At 48.5% G+C, this 16348-nt stretch carries 23 protein-coding genes; 19 read left to right on the top strand and 4 right to left on the bottom strand.

The window, feature by feature from the left end; translation table 11 throughout:
* Nucleotides 1-169: 169 nt before the first annotated feature.
* The 11 genes from amaP (at nucleotide 170) to K6T22_RS08530 (ending at nucleotide 9461) form a co-directional block, all read left to right on the top strand.
* Entirely contained in the window at nucleotides 170-712 is a 543-nt protein-coding gene (gene amaP, locus K6T22_RS08585) for an alkaline shock response membrane anchor protein AmaP (RefSeq protein WP_023468372.1), read from the top strand.
* A gap of 15 nt (nucleotides 713-727) precedes the next feature.
* Nucleotides 728-934 (top strand): DUF2273 domain-containing protein, encoded by a 207-nt coding sequence (locus K6T22_RS08580; protein WP_035407857.1) that lies wholly within the window; start codon nucleotides 728-730, stop codon nucleotides 932-934.
* A 43-nt stretch (nucleotides 935-977) separates the two neighbouring features.
* Nucleotides 978-1415: an Asp23/Gls24 family envelope stress response protein gene (locus K6T22_RS08575; RefSeq protein ID WP_238236200.1), complete on the top strand. Its 438-nt coding sequence runs from the start codon at nucleotides 978-980 to the stop codon at nucleotides 1413-1415.
* A 124-nt stretch (nucleotides 1416-1539) separates the two neighbouring features.
* Entirely contained in the window at nucleotides 1540-2298 is a 759-nt protein-coding gene (locus K6T22_RS08570) for a glucose 1-dehydrogenase (protein ID WP_238236199.1), read from the top strand.
* Nucleotides 2299-2413: 115 nt separating this feature from the next.
* Entirely contained in the window at nucleotides 2414-3328 is a 915-nt protein-coding gene (locus K6T22_RS17300) for a methyl-accepting chemotaxis protein (RefSeq protein ID WP_283205675.1), read from the top strand.
* A gap of 163 nt (nucleotides 3329-3491) precedes the next feature.
* Nucleotides 3492-5009, top strand: a complete 1518-nt coding sequence (nikA, locus tag K6T22_RS08555) for a nickel ABC transporter substrate-binding protein (protein ID WP_238236197.1) — start codon at nucleotides 3492-3494, stop codon at nucleotides 5007-5009.
* Complete coding sequence (locus K6T22_RS08550; protein ID WP_238236195.1) at nucleotides 5009-5944, top strand: ABC transporter permease; 936 nt, start codon at nucleotides 5009-5011, stop codon at nucleotides 5942-5944. Before nikA ends, K6T22_RS08550 begins: the two co-directional genes overlap by 1 nt.
* Nucleotides 5945-6138: 194 nt before the next feature.
* A complete protein-coding gene (locus K6T22_RS08545; RefSeq protein WP_238236194.1) occupies nucleotides 6139-6768 on the top strand; it encodes an ABC transporter permease in 630 nt (209 codons plus the stop codon).
* Nucleotides 6716-7462 carry an ABC transporter ATP-binding protein gene (locus tag K6T22_RS08540; protein ID WP_238236192.1) on the top strand — a complete coding sequence of 249 codons (747 nt, stop codon included), beginning with the start codon at nucleotides 6716-6718 and terminating at the stop codon, nucleotides 7460-7462. The genes K6T22_RS08545 and K6T22_RS08540 overlap by 53 nt, the downstream gene beginning before the upstream one ends.
* A complete protein-coding gene (locus K6T22_RS08535) occupies nucleotides 7441-8178 on the top strand; it encodes an ABC transporter ATP-binding protein (RefSeq protein ID WP_238236188.1) in 738 nt (245 codons plus the stop codon). Before K6T22_RS08540 ends, K6T22_RS08535 begins: the two co-directional genes overlap by 22 nt.
* On the top strand, nucleotides 8172-9461 hold the full coding sequence (locus tag K6T22_RS08530) for an MATE family efflux transporter (RefSeq protein WP_238236187.1): 1290 nt from the start codon (nucleotides 8172-8174) through the stop codon (nucleotides 9459-9461). Before K6T22_RS08535 ends, K6T22_RS08530 begins: the two co-directional genes overlap by 7 nt.
* 41 nt (nucleotides 9462-9502) lie before the next feature.
* Here the strand turns inward: K6T22_RS08530 and K6T22_RS08525 are convergent, their stop codons facing one another.
* Nucleotides 9503-10102 carry a TetR/AcrR family transcriptional regulator gene (locus tag K6T22_RS08525; protein ID WP_238236186.1) on the bottom strand — a complete coding sequence of 200 codons (600 nt, stop codon included), beginning with the start codon at nucleotides 10100-10102 and terminating at the stop codon, nucleotides 9503-9505.
* A 110-nt stretch (nucleotides 10103-10212) separates the two neighbouring features.
* On the opposite strand from K6T22_RS08525, the gene K6T22_RS08520 reads away from it, so the two are divergent.
* The gene (locus tag K6T22_RS08520; protein WP_238236183.1) at nucleotides 10213-10740 is read left to right on the top strand and encodes a hypothetical protein; all 528 of its coding nucleotides are present in this window, start codon (nucleotides 10213-10215) and stop codon (nucleotides 10738-10740) included.
* Between the two features lie 16 nt (nucleotides 10741-10756).
* On the opposite strand, the gene K6T22_RS08515 is transcribed toward K6T22_RS08520, so the two are convergent.
* A complete protein-coding gene (locus K6T22_RS08515) occupies nucleotides 10757-11140 on the bottom strand; it encodes a hypothetical protein (protein ID WP_238236181.1) in 384 nt (127 codons plus the stop codon).
* Nucleotides 11141-11284: 144 nt separating this feature from the next.
* On the opposite strand from K6T22_RS08515, the gene K6T22_RS08510 reads away from it, so the two are divergent.
* On the top strand, nucleotides 11285-11692 hold the full coding sequence (locus tag K6T22_RS08510) for a hypothetical protein (RefSeq protein ID WP_023468357.1): 408 nt from the start codon (nucleotides 11285-11287) through the stop codon (nucleotides 11690-11692).
* 26 nt (nucleotides 11693-11718) lie between these two features.
* On the opposite strand, the gene K6T22_RS08505 is transcribed toward K6T22_RS08510, so the two are convergent.
* Nucleotides 11719-12288, bottom strand: a complete 570-nt coding sequence (locus K6T22_RS08505) for a recombinase family protein (RefSeq protein ID WP_238236180.1) — start codon at nucleotides 12286-12288, stop codon at nucleotides 11719-11721.
* A 200-nt stretch (nucleotides 12289-12488) separates the two neighbouring features.
* Between K6T22_RS08505 and K6T22_RS08500 the strand changes: the two genes are divergently transcribed.
* Entirely contained in the window at nucleotides 12489-12962 is a 474-nt protein-coding gene (locus tag K6T22_RS08500) for a hypothetical protein (RefSeq protein WP_238236178.1), read from the top strand.
* On the top strand, nucleotides 12952-13674 hold the full coding sequence (locus K6T22_RS08495) for a nucleotidyltransferase domain-containing protein (protein WP_238236177.1): 723 nt from the start codon (nucleotides 12952-12954) through the stop codon (nucleotides 13672-13674). Before K6T22_RS08500 ends, K6T22_RS08495 begins: the two co-directional genes overlap by 11 nt.
* 75 nt (nucleotides 13675-13749) lie before the next feature.
* Here K6T22_RS08495 and K6T22_RS08490 read toward each other — a convergent pair whose 3' ends face one another.
* Complete coding sequence (locus K6T22_RS08490) at nucleotides 13750-14535, bottom strand: pentapeptide repeat-containing protein (protein WP_238236174.1); 786 nt, start codon at nucleotides 14533-14535, stop codon at nucleotides 13750-13752.
* A gap of 44 nt (nucleotides 14536-14579) precedes the next feature.
* On the opposite strand from K6T22_RS08490, the gene K6T22_RS08485 reads away from it, so the two are divergent.
* The 4 genes from K6T22_RS08485 (at nucleotide 14580) to K6T22_RS08470 (ending at nucleotide 16347) form a co-directional block, all read left to right on the top strand.
* Complete coding sequence (locus K6T22_RS08485; protein ID WP_238236173.1) at nucleotides 14580-15011, top strand: GNAT family N-acetyltransferase; 432 nt, start codon at nucleotides 14580-14582, stop codon at nucleotides 15009-15011.
* A complete protein-coding gene (locus K6T22_RS08480) occupies nucleotides 15008-15631 on the top strand; it encodes a hypothetical protein (RefSeq protein ID WP_238236169.1) in 624 nt (207 codons plus the stop codon). The genes K6T22_RS08485 and K6T22_RS08480 overlap by 4 nt, the downstream gene beginning before the upstream one ends.
* A 31-nt stretch (nucleotides 15632-15662) precedes the next feature.
* A complete protein-coding gene (locus K6T22_RS08475) occupies nucleotides 15663-15992 on the top strand; it encodes an antibiotic biosynthesis monooxygenase (protein WP_238236168.1) in 330 nt (109 codons plus the stop codon).
* Nucleotides 15993-16110: 118 nt separating this feature from the next.
* Nucleotides 16111-16347 (top strand): hypothetical protein, encoded by a 237-nt coding sequence (locus K6T22_RS08470; RefSeq protein WP_029341740.1) that lies wholly within the window; start codon nucleotides 16111-16113, stop codon nucleotides 16345-16347.
* Nucleotide 16348: the final 1 nt, after the last annotated feature.

Genomic DNA, 16348 nt, shown 5'->3' with positions numbered 1-16348 from the left:
AGTTTCACCTTTTATAGTCTGAATAATCAGAATATATGAACATTTTAACAAAAGTTTATTTAAATGTTTCGGGTTCGAGTGAACGGGAATAAACACACCATACACATAATATTTCATGTGTTGAATCACCTAGGTGAAAGAAGATAACAATTGTAAAGGAGAGATGCAGATGAATGGGTTCAATCGATTCTTGCTCGTCATCATAGGCATACTCGGACTCGTCAGTGTCGGGCTGCTTGTGCTCGGTGTCTATGACGTTCCACGGCTCAGTTCGTTGATTGAGCAGTGGCAGGATCAGCAATGGTATAGCTATACCGTTCTATCTATTGGAGGATTTTTAGCATTCGTATTCGTCATTCTATTATTCACTGGATTATTTAGCCGCTCGAAAGGTCAACGTTTGTTGATTCAAACGGGTGACGGAACGATTACGATTTCGAAGGAAACAATCGAACGGACGGCTTTAGAGTCGATTCGTGGAATTGGTGGTGTACGGACACCGCGTGTCCATGCCGACATCCATTCGAAAAAAGAGACGGTCGCCTTGAAAGTCGACTGCTCGGTCTTCGGACAAGAAGGATTACCGACGATCGCGAAGGATATTCAAGAACGAGCTAAACAAGCTGTCGAATCCTTACTCGAGTTGCCAGTAACGAGTACGAAAGTCACGATCAGTGACACGAAAACGAAAACATCGGAACGTGTCGTCTAAAGGAGGAGCGGGAACATGAAGACAAGAGAAGCACTCTATCCGTATCGGTTTCGACTGATCGGAGGACTTGCCGGTCTGATCCTCGCCATCTTATTCTTGACGATTGGCTTTGGTCCGACAATCCTCATCGTTGCTTTCGCAGCGATCGGATTTTTAATTGGAAAATGGCGCGATGGTGCGCTCGATATTGAAGGGTGGATTCAGTTCTTTCAACGGGACTGATTCATATATAACTTACTAAACATTCAAAAAGGAGAGATTTCAAATGGCAAACGAAATAAACACAACAACTGAAAACGAAGTGGTACGCGAAAATAAATTGACGTTCGAAGATCAAGTCATCAAAAAAATCGCTGGGATTGCGTCGAACGAAGTGACAGGCATCTTGTCAATGAGTGGTGGATTCATGAGTGGACTGACAGATCGTCTCCGGAGTTCTGAAGACATTACAAAAGGAATCGGTGCTGAAGTCGGGGAGCGTCAAGTTGCACTCGATTTGAAAGTCATCGTCGAATACGGCAAAAATATTCCATCGATCTTCCAAGAGACAGTCGCTAAAATCAAAAAATCAATCAGTGACATGACAGGGCTTGAAGTCGTCGAAGTGAATATGCATGTCGAGGACGTCATGACACGTGCCGAGTTCGAAGCAAAAAATAAATCGAACAGCGAACAAGAAGAAAAAAGTCGCGAATTGCAATAAGCAAGTCGAAAGATCCGACGAAACTCGTCGGGTCTTTTTTCATGGAATCGACACGACGGTTGATACATTTGATGAGAAGAAAGGGAATAGAATAGTATCACGATAGACGAAAGGATGATTCACGATGCGGCTAACAGGAAAAACGATCATCGTCACGGGTGCTGGTTCTGGAATGGGTGAAGCAATGGCAAAATTGTTTGCACAAGAAGGCGCACGAATCGTCGCAGCGGACATTCGGTTAGAAACCGTCGAACGCGTCGCTACCGAAATCAAGGAAGCAGGCGGAGAAGCGATGGCTGTTGCGAGTGACATCGCAAAGCTCGGTGCAGCAGGAGAACTCGTTAAACAGACAATCGATGCTTATGGAAAGCTAGATGTTCTCGTCAATAACGCTGGAATCATGGACGGGATGGAAGGCGTAGCAGATATCTCAGATGAACGATGGGATCACGTTCTTGCCGTCAATACGACGGGAACGATGCGTTTGATGCGTGAAGCAGTCAAGCATTTTAAAGAAGTCGGAGGAGGTACGATCCTCAATAACATTTCGATCGGTGGTCTGAACGGTGCCCGAGCAGGAGCTGCCTATACGGCATCGAAACATGCCGTCATCGGTCTGACGAAAAACACCGCCTTCTTTTATGCAGGAGATGGGATTCGGTGTAATGGGATCGCACCCGGAGCCGTTGAGACGAATATCGGGCAATCGATGACGAATCTGAATGAATTCGGAATGGGTCGCGCGATGCTCGGCATGGGACTCAACCCACGTGCCGGTCATCCGGATGAGATCGCAAAATTGGCATTGTTTCTGGTGTCCGATGAAGCGAGCTTTATTAACGGGGCGATCGTCGTCGCGGACGGTGGATGGAGTGCGTATTAAACATCATATTTTATTTACTAGATTACAGTTTAAAATGGCAGGGACTTGTCGATATAAGGGATAATATGACAATAGGGCATTATAACCTTGAGTTTGAATCCAGGGAGGAATCGGCATGTCGATGCAAGAACAGGCAGCTCACGTTACTGACACACAAGTCATTCGAGCAATCGAGCAAAATCTAGCCATCATCCGGTTTGACGATCGACGGAAAGTCGCATATGTCAATGAACTGTTTGCCCGGACGATGGGGTACGAGGTGGAAGAATTAATCGGAAAATATCATCGTGATCTCTGCTTTCCAGCGTACGTCAACAGTCCGGATTACGAGTTGTTTTGGCGCAAATTAATGCAGGGAATCACGTATCAGGACAAGATCGAACGACGAGCTGCCGATGGTCAACAGAAGTGGCTCGAAGCGACGTACATGCCGATTTATTCGGATGACGGGCGCCGGGTCGTCGGTGTGTCGAAAATTGCATCAGACATCACGATTCGCCAACAGGACGTCTTACGAATGGCGGCTGAACTCAACGAAACATCAGCGTTCTTGACGGTCAAATCGGAAAGTGGTCGTCAGGACGGTCTGAACGTCCTTGCGACCGTCCAACAAGTCGAGGCGGAATCGGTCGACAACTTATCGAGTCTTGTTGCTTTACGAAAGGATGCCAACTCAATCACCGACATCGTCAAGACGATCCGGGATATTGCCGCGCAGACGAATCTACTTGCCTTAAATGCGGCAATCGAGGCGGCACGCGCTGGTGAACACGGGCGCGGATTTGATGTCGTTGCAACCGAAGTTCGAAACCTGTCGAACAAGGTGTCTCACTCGATCGGGGAAATCAAGGACAATATCGAAGGGATCGTTGCGCGAATTGAGGACGTCTCGCACAGTATCGAGCGGATTTCAAGCAAGGTCAAGGACAGTACCGGTCAACTCGAGCATACAGTCAGTGAGTTCGATCAGTTAGCCGATTCTGCCAAACAACTGGAGCGCCAGGCGAAACAGTTCGTCGACGTTTTATAAATGAATTCATTATACCGGAACGTTCAAGCAAATGACTTGTACATTCCGGTATATTTTTTTGTATCATTTAAAAAATATAGAGAAATAGGAAAGGCACTTGTTAAATCGGAATCGTTACGATATGATGTAAAACGTAATTATTCCGAATTAAAGGTGGAGAACAATGTCTACATATAAAACAACAAGCCTCATCGGTAGTGTCTTCCTCGGTTTGGCACTTGCCGGTTGTGTTGCTTCTGATACATCACAAGAGAAAAATCATTTGACGTTCGTTTATAACTTCGCGACCCAATCACTCGACCCACATCGGGACAGTAGTTATGTTCCGCTCCGCGCGGGAGTAACAGAGACGCTCGTCCGTCTTGATGACGAACGATTGACGGTCGAACCGTGGCTCGCAAAAAAATGGTCCTATGAAGGAAAACGAACATGGCGGATCGTCTTACAAGACGACGTGACGTTCCATAACGGAAAACGACTTGATGCAGCTGCCGTCAAATCGTCTCTTGAACGCTCGATTCAGGAAAATCCGGGTGTCAAAAATGCCTTGAACATCGAGACGATCAAAACAGACGGACCGGATCTGCTTATCCAAACAAAAACGACTTATCCAGAGTTCATCTCGGAACTCGTCAATCCGAACACAGCGATCATCGATACGGAGGCAAGCGGTGTGACGAAGGAACCGATGGGAACAGGTCCATTTCAAGTCGACCGGTTCGCTCCAGGAACAAAAGTTGAATTAAAACGCTTTAAATCGTACTGGCAAGCACAAGCAAAACTCGATTCCGTCGATTTCGTCTTCAATGAAGACGCTGGCGCACGAACGAATGCCTTACGTGCCGGGCAAGCGGATATCGTCTATCGTCCGGAGATTGAGAGTGTCAAACAGTTAAAGGCTGAAGGGTTGACGGTTCAAGCGACGGATACGTTCCGCGTTCATCAGTTGACGATGAATGTCGTGAACGGACCGATGCAATCGCTTGAAGTTCGACAAGCGATCGACGCCTTGATTAACCGACAACAACTCGTCGACCATGTTCTGCAGGGGTATGCTGTTAAAGCGCGCGGTCCGTTCCTTTCGTCATTCCCGTTTGCTCCAGATTATCCGAAGCAAGAGCAGAAGACACCAGAAGAATGGTTGAAGCAAGCTGGTTACACAAAACAAGATGGATTCATGCAAAAAGACGGTCGTCCCTTAACGTTAACGTTACTAACGTATGCCGCTCGACCTGACTTACCGATGATTGCCCAAGTCATCCAAGACGAGGCGAAAAAAATCGGTGTGACGATCAAGATCAAACAAATCGATGTACCAGAAGAATACATGGCGAGCAATCGGGACTGGGACATTGCGACGTACAGTAACCTGACAGCTCCACGTGGCGATGCCGGGTATTACTTGAATGCGACCTATCATCCAAAGGGAGGACTGAACTTCAGTGGCGTTTCGGATCCTGCTTTGACAAAACAGATTGAGACGTTGAACCGGACGATTAAGATCGATGAGCGTTCACGCCTTGCTGAGCAGATCGCACGATATGTCGATCAAAATCGCTACAATAGCTTCTTGCTCCATCCTTCAACGCTTGTTGCGTATGACGGCAAACGTGTCAAAGGGTGGAAGACAGAAAAAAGTGAGTACTACATGATCACGAATACGCTTCAGGTGAACGAATAATGCAACCGATCGTCAAGCGATTGTTATCGCTCGGTTTATTTACGCTCATCATGACGTTCAGCTGTTTTAGTTTATTACGTTTGTTACCGGGAGATCCGGTTTTAACGTTATTAAATATCGATGAATTATCAGCAACACCCGAACAAATCGAGGCCGCACGCCGTGAATTAGGATACGATCAGCCGTTGCTCGTCCAGTACGTCCGGTGGCTCCAAGATATCCTCACTTTACGGTTTGGGGACTCGTTACAAACCGGACGACCGGTCATCGAGATGCTGCGCGAGAGTTATCTCGTGACGGTAGAACTGACATTAGGAGGGATTGCGATTGCATTACTGATCGCGTTACCACTTGGAATCGGGAGTGCCTTGACAACGAGCCGAAGCGTCGTGCGATTTGCAAACGCCGTCAGCGTCGCGGGTGCGGCGATACCTGGTTTTTGGATTGGTCTGCTACTCGTCGATCTGTTTGCCATCCGTCTTGGCTGGCTTCCCGTGATGGGACGAGAGGGGATGACGTCACTCGTTCTCCCGGCACTTTCGCTTGGTCTTCCCCTTGCGAGCGTCTATATTCCATTGATTCGACTGAATTTACGGCGTGAATTGGATCAACCGTATATTGAATTGGCACGGATTCGTGGTGTAGACGAGCGGACGATTCTTTGGCGTTATGCATTACGGGGGAGTATGCCACCGGTTCTGTCCGTATTCGGTCTGACGCTCGGTAGTCTTGCCGGAGGCGTTGTTGTCCTTGAAGTCCTATTCGCGTATCCGGGTGTCGGGAAGTTGATGGTCGATGCAATCTTACAACGTGATTATCCGCTGATCCAAGGATATATCTTGCTGACGACAGGCGTCATTCTCGTCTTGCATCAAGGGATCCGGTCGCTGAACCGGGCATTACGACCAGATTGGAAAAGGGGCACACACCGATGAAAAAAAGAATGTTGGTTTTTGGGGGATGTTTACTACTATTTATTTCATGTACCGTAATCAATGATCCTTTTATAACAAACGTAACGAAGAGACTTGAACCCCCTTCTATTGAACATTGGCTCGGAACAGACGGCTTAGGACGAGATTTCGCAGCTCGTCTTTTTTTAGCTGGTTTGATATCCTTAGGATTCAGCTTGACGACGGTTCTGCTCACTGCAATCATCGGTACTTTCCTGGGTTGTCTTTCAGGATTTTACGGTGGACGACTCAAACGATTGATTCATCGATTAGAAGATGGACTCGTCATTTTTCCGGATACCGTCCTTGCACTTGTCATCGCTGGATTATTCGGTGCAAGTCCACAAAGTTTAATCTTTGCCGTTTTACTGATCAAATGGATATCCTATGCGCGATTAAGTGAAACACTTGTGACCGAGACGATTCAAAAGCCATTCATTAGCATGGCACGCATTAATGGTCTAACAGGCAAGATGATCTTACGACGCCACATCCTTCCTCCCATCATCCGTCAAGTCCTCGTTTTGATGAGTTTGGATGTCGGGAAAGTCATTTTATTCTTGTCAGCGTTCTCTTATATCGGTCTTGGTGTCCAGGCACCATTTCCAGAATGGGGAGCAATGTTAAACGAAGGGCGTCCTTATTTCAGTTCGGCTCCTCGACTCATGCTCTTACCAGGTGCGTGTATCGTCCTCACCGTCGTTGCGACGATGGGGTGGACCCGGTGGATGAAGAAAAAAGGAGGACAACCAGATGATTCAGATACGGAACTTACACGTTCGGGCGAAACACGTCCTTCTGCATGATGTGAACCTATCGCTGCCGGCTCATCAATTCATTTGTCTCGTCGGAGCGAGCGGAAGTGGAAAAACACTCCTGCTTAAACGATTACTAGATCGATTGCCGGACGGGATGTCCTCTAGCGGGGAGGTCCTTTCAGATGAACCACTTCGACGAGGTCTTGATATCGGTTACATTCCTCAACAATACACGGATGCGTTTGTTCCGTTTTTAACGATGCGTCAGATGCTACGGGATACGTATCGTGCGCATGGACAAAAGATTGATCAATCTCACATCGATGACGTCTTACGAACACTCGAGTTGGACTCTGCTTGGTTGGACCGGTTTCCATCAGAATTAAGCGGTGGGCAATTGCAACGGTTCGCGATCCTGTTTGCCGTCGCCTTAAAACCGCGGTTGATTTTGGCCGATGAGTTAACGACAGCGCTTGATCCTGTGTTGACACGTCGTTTACTCGACTGGTTGACCGAATACCAACACCAGTACGGAGCAACGATTTTGTTCGTCACCCATGAATTAGGACCTGCTTTACACTATGGCGAACAGCTCGTCTTGATGCAGGAAGGGCGAATCGTCGAGACGGGAACACCAGAGATGATTGAGCAAAGTCGTCATCCGTTCACGATGACCTTGATGCAAGCGCATCATACAACAATGGAAGAAAGGAAGAGTTCATGTCATCCGTCTTATCCGTAACAGATCTTACTTATCAGATTAAGGAGCAGTCCATCCTTTCGCATATCTCGTTTCAAGTGATGGCAAAGTCGTCATTTGGCATCATTGGTGAAAGTGGGAGTGGGAAAACGACACTCGGACGAGTGATTCTTGGTCTACTCGAACCTTCTCAAGGTGCGGTTTCATTGCATGGAAAGGCATTTCCGAGTGGGGGAAAAAACAAACGACGAGCTATTCAAGCTGTCTTTCAACATCCCCTCGCATCCTTTAATCCAGAATGGACGGTTCGGGAATCGATTCTTGAACCGTTTCGTTGTCATCGTCCAATCTTGCGGCATTTTCCAGCGACATCAGAAGAGGATCTTATTTCGGCACTTGGACTTGCTGTCGGGGTAGAGGCACGACTATTCGATCGACTTCCTCACCAATTGAGTGGAGGACAAATTCAGCGTGCCGCAATCGCCCGCGCGATTTCAATCGAACCCGACGTCATCGTGATGGATGAACCGACGACAGGGCTTGATGTCGTATCCCGGGCGCATATCATCGAACTACTGGAACGCTTGCAACAAACACTCGGTGTCAGTTTTGTATTAATTTCACACGATATCGATTTCATCCGGCGTCTGTGTTCGGAAATACTCGTCTTACGCGATGGTCGTGCTGTTGATTTGATTGATCGACTGGAATCCGGTGGTTCTTATACACAACGCTTCGTTGAGGCCGGGACATGGTGAACACACAACCGACCCTCAAAACGTTTTGGTTACTTGCCTATCCGCTGATCCTCTCAAGTATTGCGACACCGTTACTTGGTGTGACGGACACGGTCGTCATCGGACAATCCGGTGATCCGCAAGCAATCGGCGGCATCGCGGTCGGTGCTGTCTTCTTTAATACGATCTACTGGTTATTCGGCTTCTTAAAAGTCAGTACGACAGGATTCAGTGCCCAAGCGAGTGGTGCAAATGACGTCCATGCTTTGCGGACTTCGCTTTACCGACCGCTGTTCTTAGCAGCCTGTATCGGGTTACTCATTCTAGTGTTCCGGCAACCGCTTGAACAGGTTGGACTCTATTTACTTGCACCACCCGCTGATTTGCTGGATACGGTCAAGACGTACATTTCGTACCGGATGATCGGCGCACCGTTCGTCTTGATGGGCTATGCGTTACTTGGCTGGTTGATTGGGACGGGGCAAGTCAAACATGCCTTGTTCGTCCAACTGTTCAGTATCGGGGTCAACGTCGTACTCGATGTCGGATTCGTCTACGGACTAAATGCAGGTGTTACTGGGATTGCCGTTGCGACCGTCATCGCGGAAATCAGTATCGTCGTCTGCAGTCTCTATCTGATTCGAAGTCAGTTGTCGATGACGCGCGACGAACTACGTGCCTTGACGGATTGGAAAGCCTACCGGCAATTCTTTCGCGTCAATCGTGATTTATTCATCCGAACGATTTTCCTGTTACTTGTTACCGGATGGTTCACACGAGCAGGGGGACAATTCGGACCGGATATCCTCGCAGCCAATGCGATTCTCCTGCAGATTCAGTATCTGATCTCTTATTGGTTCGGTGGACTTGGTCATGCATCAACAGTTCTCGTCGGTCGTGCACGAGGAGATCAAGATCAGACCGGATACCGGATGAGTGTCCGCTTGGCACGGACGTTTGGATTCTTCTCGGTCGTCTTCTGGTCGCTTGTGCTTCTATTCCTTGAGACACCACTCCTTCAGTTGTTTACTTCAGAAGAGGCGATACTTGACGCGGCACGCGACCATTACCTCTGGATCATCGTCCTACCGCTGATTGCCGGGTGGGCGATGATCTATGAAGGAATTTTTGCTGGACGTGTCGAGGCAACTCCAGTCCGGAACTCGATGATTCAAGCAGGGATCGGTTTTGCGATTGTGCTCCTGTTGACATCAAGTTTTGACAATCAAGGGGTCTGGGTAGCGTTTCTGACGTTCTTTTTGATTCGCTCCGTATCGTTGATTCTCGTAGAAGCGAAACCATGAATAAACCCGATATTCCTTCATATAAACGAAGGCATATCGGGTTATTTGTCGTCTATCGTTAAAGGACGGACGAATAAGGCATTCAAGTGATGGACAAGGACATGACGCAGACGTTCTTTCGGGAGACGTTCCGGGCGAAACAGCGCATGAAAGGCTAATCCATCAACGAGTGCTGCGAGTCGTTCGCTCTCAAGCTCGATGTCGATACCTGCTCGGAGCGTACCGTCCGGAATCCGTGTCAGTAATACGTGACACATGTGGTAAATATCGTCCGGATTCTCCGTCGCTTGCGACGCATACGCAGACAGCATGAATTGGAACCAGACCTGCATCTCCAGCTGATGCTCAGGTGCGTACGGCAAGACTTCGAGTAAGACGTCGCATAACGTCTCTTCTGGTGTTCCTCCTCTCTCGAAAATGGTTGTGATGCGTGCTTGGACCCGTTCTTGGACGAGTTGCATCGAGAAACGGAGCAATTCTTCTTGGGTCGTGAAATAATACCGTAGTGCTCCAAGCGAGAGACCGGCTTCCTTGGCAATCGTCCGGACACTGGCTTGTTCAATACCGACATGAGAAATCGTACGCCACGTTGCTTCCGCGATAAGGCGTTTTCGTTCTTCGTGGTTGACTTGTTTTGGCATACATTCAGTATATCAGCTTTTTTAGCACGAATGTATTAAAAAGACTGGTCAATTGAGACGGGTGATGTTATCTTTATGATACAGTCGTATTAAAAAAGGAGATGATCACAATGCAACTCGTCGCGTGGGCCATCGTTTGTTGTGAAATTCTGTTTTGGGTATTCATCGTTGCAGGATTAATCGTTCGTTATGGATTCAGGCGAGAAAAGCTCGGTTTTCGTCTCATGGCGATGTCGCCGGTCATTGATATCGTTTTACTGCTCTTAACAGTATTTGATTTAAGTCGCGGCAGTACCGCGACGCTTGCGCACGGTCTTGCTGCGATTTACATCGGCGTCTCACTCGCATTCGGAAAGCAGATGATTGCTTGGGCGGACGGGATGTATCGTCGGGTGATCCTCAAGGAACAAGTAGCAAAGGAACGGATGTCGCGAGCGCGACGGGAACGCAACGGATTCTATCGGCACATCCTGGCATTCTTGATTGGCGGTGCCTTGCTCGGAGCCATGATTCTCTGGCTCGGAAATACCGAACAAACGGAAAGCCTCTTGCGGACGTTACAACTGTGGGGACTCGTTCTTGTAATCGATGGCGTCATCTCGATCAGTTACACCGTTTTCCCGGCTCGTTCCAAATAAAAACGAACCTTGGCTGTCAGCGGTCGACAGTGAAGGTTCGTTCTCGAATCGTATTCGTATGTACTTGTTTCCGGGCGTCGATCGAATCTCGAATGTGGATGATGTAGCGACGTCCTTTTTTGTATCCTGTGCGCGGTGGTTTGATTCGAATTTCTTTGCCGTCCAGAACTTCAATCTCTGTTTGCATCCGCTCACCATTTGAATCCGTCACGGTGACCGTACGGTTTGAGACCTGCTCCTTACGTAGTCCTTTCGCATATTCAATATCGAAGGTATGATACGAGGAGATCGAGCGGGCGCGGGATTTAAAGTGTGGCTCGTCCGTGCGTTCTTCAAGGGAGCAATAGCACCCGGTAAACAACAGACTCGCCGAGAGGAGTATCGAAAATAGATGTTTCACGAAAACGCTCCTTTATGTATTTGGTAATTTTAGTATAAGACAATTTTTAGGGTACGACAATCCTTCTTGAGACTGAATCATCAGCTCTATTACATTTTAGGAGGTCCATGCTATAATCGACCGAGAGAAAGGAAGCGATACACCATGCCAGTACAACCAGACCAACGCGAGATCATCGTCTCGATTCGAACGAGTTATGACTTTAAAGCCGATACCGGTCGTGCGATCCGCGTCATCGAATTTCACGGACGCCGAACGACATTGTTCGATACATTCGAAGCGTCATCACCGAAACGAATGATTTTGATTGAGATGATCCGTGCCGTTCAATCGTTTAAAGAACCGTTCCATATCATCTTCAACGTTGAATGTAACTTCGGCTTCAAGTATTTGACGGACCAGCGGAAATGGGAAAACCGAGACGTCGGGAATACGTTCCTCGACTTGATCGAACAAGGCGGTCATACGTATGAATTACGCGATAGCTCATTTTATGAAGGTGGAAAAGCCCTCCAAAAATGGCTCGGTAACACATTAAAACAAAATAGCTAACAAAAAGGCTGATTCCATAGTGGAAATCAGCCTTTGTCTGTTGTATCGATCGTCTCACTCTCGAGATAACGATACAGTGTACTTTTACTAATGCCCGTCTGTTCACGTATGTCTGCGAGCGAATAGTTTTTACTTTGATACATCGCAATCGCGCGACGGACGTTCTCGTCTGCTTTCCGGGGACGCCCCGTCTGTTTCCCTTGTTCTTTCGCCTTTGTGATTCCGGCACGGGTCGACATACTGATGACGTCACTTTGTAACTGAACGAGATGCCTTGCTGTTTCAAGAAAAGACAAGGATGCCCGCTCGTTCGTCCGAATCTGTTCGCGAAGCGACCAGATCGTTGCACCACGTGCCTCCATGTGCTCGAGCATCTCGATTAAATGTCGCGTCGAGTCTGCTAAGACATAGAGATGCGTGACGATGACTTCGTCGCCCGCCTGAAGCGTCTCAAGCATCTGTTCGAGTTCCGTTCGTCGTTTGGCCGAATCATGGGTCTCGATGACACGTGTCGTCACATCGATCCGGTCCGCTTCTGCTTGTTGCATAGAACAATCTGGATCATCCGGGTAGGGTCTCATGTAGAAATATTGCATGAAGTGAGCTCCTCTCTGTCGATCAAGATCGACGTCAGTTCCTCATCAGTATACCGTATTCTTGCCTTCGTGCCGCAAAAAACCGAAAACACGTCTTTCTTCTCATGTTCGGTTCGACTAATTTGTGGTAAATTGAGTGGAAGTAAGCTGATCGGACTTATTGTTCTATCATTCATTCTTTTCTAAATGAGGTGCTCATCGTGAATAAAGAAGATCATCAACTCGCCCGTCAACTTTTAAAGACGTATTTCATCGGTACACAATTAGCAACGGTCCATGTCGCAGGATACGTCACGCTGGAGTTTATCAATCTATTCGATACGACAGCTCCTGAACTCCGACTCCGGATCGAGACGGATCGTTTGTTTTATGGGGATGTTGAGACGACGCAGGATTGGGTCGTCCGCCATGCAACGAAGGAAGAGATGTTGCACTTGATCGTCTCGCTTCACGCAGAACGGATCACAGGTGTCCGGATCGGGAAGACCGCACCGCATCTATTCTTGACGTTCAGCAACGGACAAACGCTCGTCTTGAACGGGTCGGATACATATTACGAGTCTTGGGCGATCGATATCGGTCTCGCACCACACCGAGCTGACGCAACGATCGTTGCTGTGCCAGGTGACGAACTGGCTGTCTTCTCCGGCATTGGTGAACAAATTGAAGATTGAGTGGACACACGACGAGTGGCAAGACTGGATCATGCCGCTCGTTGCGTCGCGGTATCCGGATCACTGTGCCGTCTTACTTGCCGGCAGTCATGCACGAGGGCAGGCGACCGCCCAGTCAGACGTCGATTTGATCATCTTTGAAGCAAGTCGACGACAAGCGTTTCGGGAGTCGTTCATCCATGACGGTATGCCGGTCGAAGCATTCATCCACTCCTTTGAAACGATTCAGCCGTTTTTCGAGAGTGACCGGGAACGTGGTCGCCCGTCATTGCAACGAATGATTGCGGACAGTTGGACGATCGAAGATCATCCGCACCTTGCGTTTATCCGCAAGGAAGCTGTTCAGCAATTGGCAGACGGACCAATCGCTTGGACGAATGCAGAACAAGAGCGCGCACGGTATTTTTTAAGTGATGTGCTCGACGATTTCGAGAGTGTGACGTATCGCGCGGAGGGTCTTGCGATTGCGTCGCGTTTGTATGAACAAAGCATCGAATTCGTCCTTCGCGCCAATCGTCGCTACATCGGACAAGGGAAGTGGGCGATCCGCGCACTCGCGGAGTTTGACGAAGACTATGCGCGTCGACATATAGTGGCATTCGAGTTGTATTATCAATCGGATGACCGACAAGAAGTCGTCGCGTTAGTCGATGATTATCTCGCACCATTCGGCGGGCGTTATTTTGACGGCTTTACGCTAGGTAAAAGATAACAAGCACAAGCATTTAAAAGGAGGCACGCTTTCGGTCGTCAATCGAAAACGTGCCTCTTTATCATTCGTTTCTGTTTAACGCCAATGCGACGGACGGAGTAAGCGACGCGGTAACTGTGTCGCGGCATTGCCGATTGCCGCATTGATTTGTGCCTGTGTCAAAAAGAGCGCGTCTGTCAGATCCGCGTCTTTGACGTTACAGTCTCGCAAATCAGCTCCGAGAAAGTTGACTCCGCGCAAGTTACTGCGCGACAAGTTCGTCGCAAGCAACCACTGATTCTGAACACTGGCACCTGAGAAATCACGTCCTTGTAGCTGTTTTCCGACCCAGTCACGTGGTGTCTGATCGCGTCTTCCGCTATACTGAGCTTGAACACGCGATGCAATCGATTCAAGGAGCGGTCGGACGGTTTGACGAACAGACATTAAATCAAGCCGTTCAAATTGCTCGGCTGGTAATGCCGCATACCGGGTCATTGCGGCAAGCATCTCATCGAGTTGATCATGGATGTCACGCGTGATATCGCGTTTCCCGTCGGTTATGTACCACATCATTTCAAACAAATGAACCATCTTCGGGAAGGCAGCATAGATCGCTTGGCGTCGCTTGGGTGCATAATCGCCTTGAAACGTCTGCTGTGAGAGATGTTGTCCCGCACCGAAACAATCATAGACGGTACAGCCTTTGTAGCCGCTGTCACGTAACTGATCATGGATACGACAACTGTAATCCGCATCAAGATTACGACACGGTGTCGCTTCTGGTTTATCGTGACCAAAATCACTGGATTTCGAAAAAGCGAGTGCCGTACAACATAAACCAAAACACTTCGTACAATCAATCTGGAACGTGGGTTCCATCGTATTCACCTCCATTACTACTATAACAAGAAAGGAGTTCGGCTATGCTACAATTTCAACTAAATGAAAATGAAGACGGACAGGACTGGTTGCGACAACAAGTGCGTCAATACAATGTCGAGCGTTCACCGTTTCATGCGACAAAACGTGCAGAGGGGACACAACGCATTACTTTATTTGCGAATCGTAACGATCATCGCATCGGCGGTATTTCAGGGGAAGTCTACTGGGGCTGGTTACATATCGAATGGTTCTTCGTCGTCGAGGAGGAGCGGGGAAGTGGCATCGGTACGATGTTACTCCATCGACTGGAGGCTTGGGCACGTGAAGCGGGTGTCAAGCACATCCGCGTTGAGACCTTCTCCTTTCAAGCGCTTCCATTTTATGAACGACACGGATTCGTCGAAGTCGGACGGATCGACGATTTTCCGCCGGGTGCCAGTTACCATCTGCTCGTCAAGCAGGTCGACCGATGAAACGGCGTCTTTTCCTCATCTTATTGTTCGGTCTCGTGCTCGGAACGCTGACGGGAATGCAACCACGTCAAGAGACCGCTTCCTTTACGGCGAAGCAAGTCGCCCGGTTATATACACAGATGACGAACACGCCGATTGAAGCGCGCGACGTCTACTTCGTCGAACGACTGTCTGACCATTACGCCGTTGCGTATCTTGAAGCGAAACACGACCGTTTGTTTTTGCTCCTGCAACAAACCGATGAGGCACAACGAATCGACCGAATCATTCGCTCGAAACAGTCGAGGGAGAAGGATTGGTTTGAAGGTCGCTTGTTGACGACGGACGAAGGTCGATACCTTGTCGCCTACGGCATGAATGGTTCGAAACAAATGAAATCGATCCGGTTCGAGCCGTATAAGACGACGGCTGAAGGCGAAGCGCCGCTTAGTCCGATGCAACGCTCATTGTCGGTAGCAGATCAGGAACGTTTCCATACTGTCCAACCGTTACCGGATGCCTTCCCGCATTCGCTCTATTTCGAGATGATCGCGACGAGCGTTGACGGAAAAGAGACGATCCAACGCTTAACGTTACCAAGCGATAACGCATCCGCGTTTTCTACGACCCGTGACTTCTAGTATACTGAAGACGAAAAAGGGGGAAGGTAACATGTGGATCGTCATGAACCAGTTACACGTCGTCAAAGATGCAGCAGATCAGGTTGCAGCGCGTTTTAAGACGACGAAAGGAATTGAACGGATGGAAGGGTTCCACCGGATGCAAGTCCTCGTCGATATCAGTCAGGAAGAAGAAGACATCGTCACGATCATGACGACATGGTCGAATCAAGCAGCATTCCATGCATGGCAAGAGAGTCAAGCGTACAAAGGCGTGCACCATAAGCGGGATAACGGGACATCCGAAGTCAAACCGCTCGTGACGTCGAATACCGTTACGGAATATGCGATCGTCGCTGATCACAGTGCCGTCGTGGAATAAACAACAACACCCCTTGGGAGGATGCCTCTCAAGGGGTGTTGTCTAGTACATTACAATAGATTGTTTTTCCGTAATCTGGGTATAATCTAACAAACTAGATGAAGCGAGGTGGCATCGCATGGTCTATCGTAAACCTGTTGTCTCTAGCCTGTCCGTCCTCGGTGGTATGATCCTGCTCTTTGGTTTCTTGACGAGCGGTGGCTTCATTTATCTCTACTTCTTCGTCTTACTATTCGCTTGCGTGTCCTTCTTACGTGAACCGTTGACGCGTAAAGAGTGGTTAAGAGAGGGGATTGCTTTCATCTTCTGGTGTTCCTTGATTTATTTGCTGCAACATCTCGTCTTCATGGCGTGAG

Source organism: Exiguobacterium acetylicum (assembly GCF_022170825.1).
GTDB lineage: Bacteria > Bacillota > Bacilli > Exiguobacteriales > Exiguobacteriaceae > Exiguobacterium_A > Exiguobacterium_A acetylicum_B.
The sequence above is the reverse complement of the archived record's forward strand: the minus strand, read 5'-3'. Positions and strand labels throughout refer to the sequence as shown.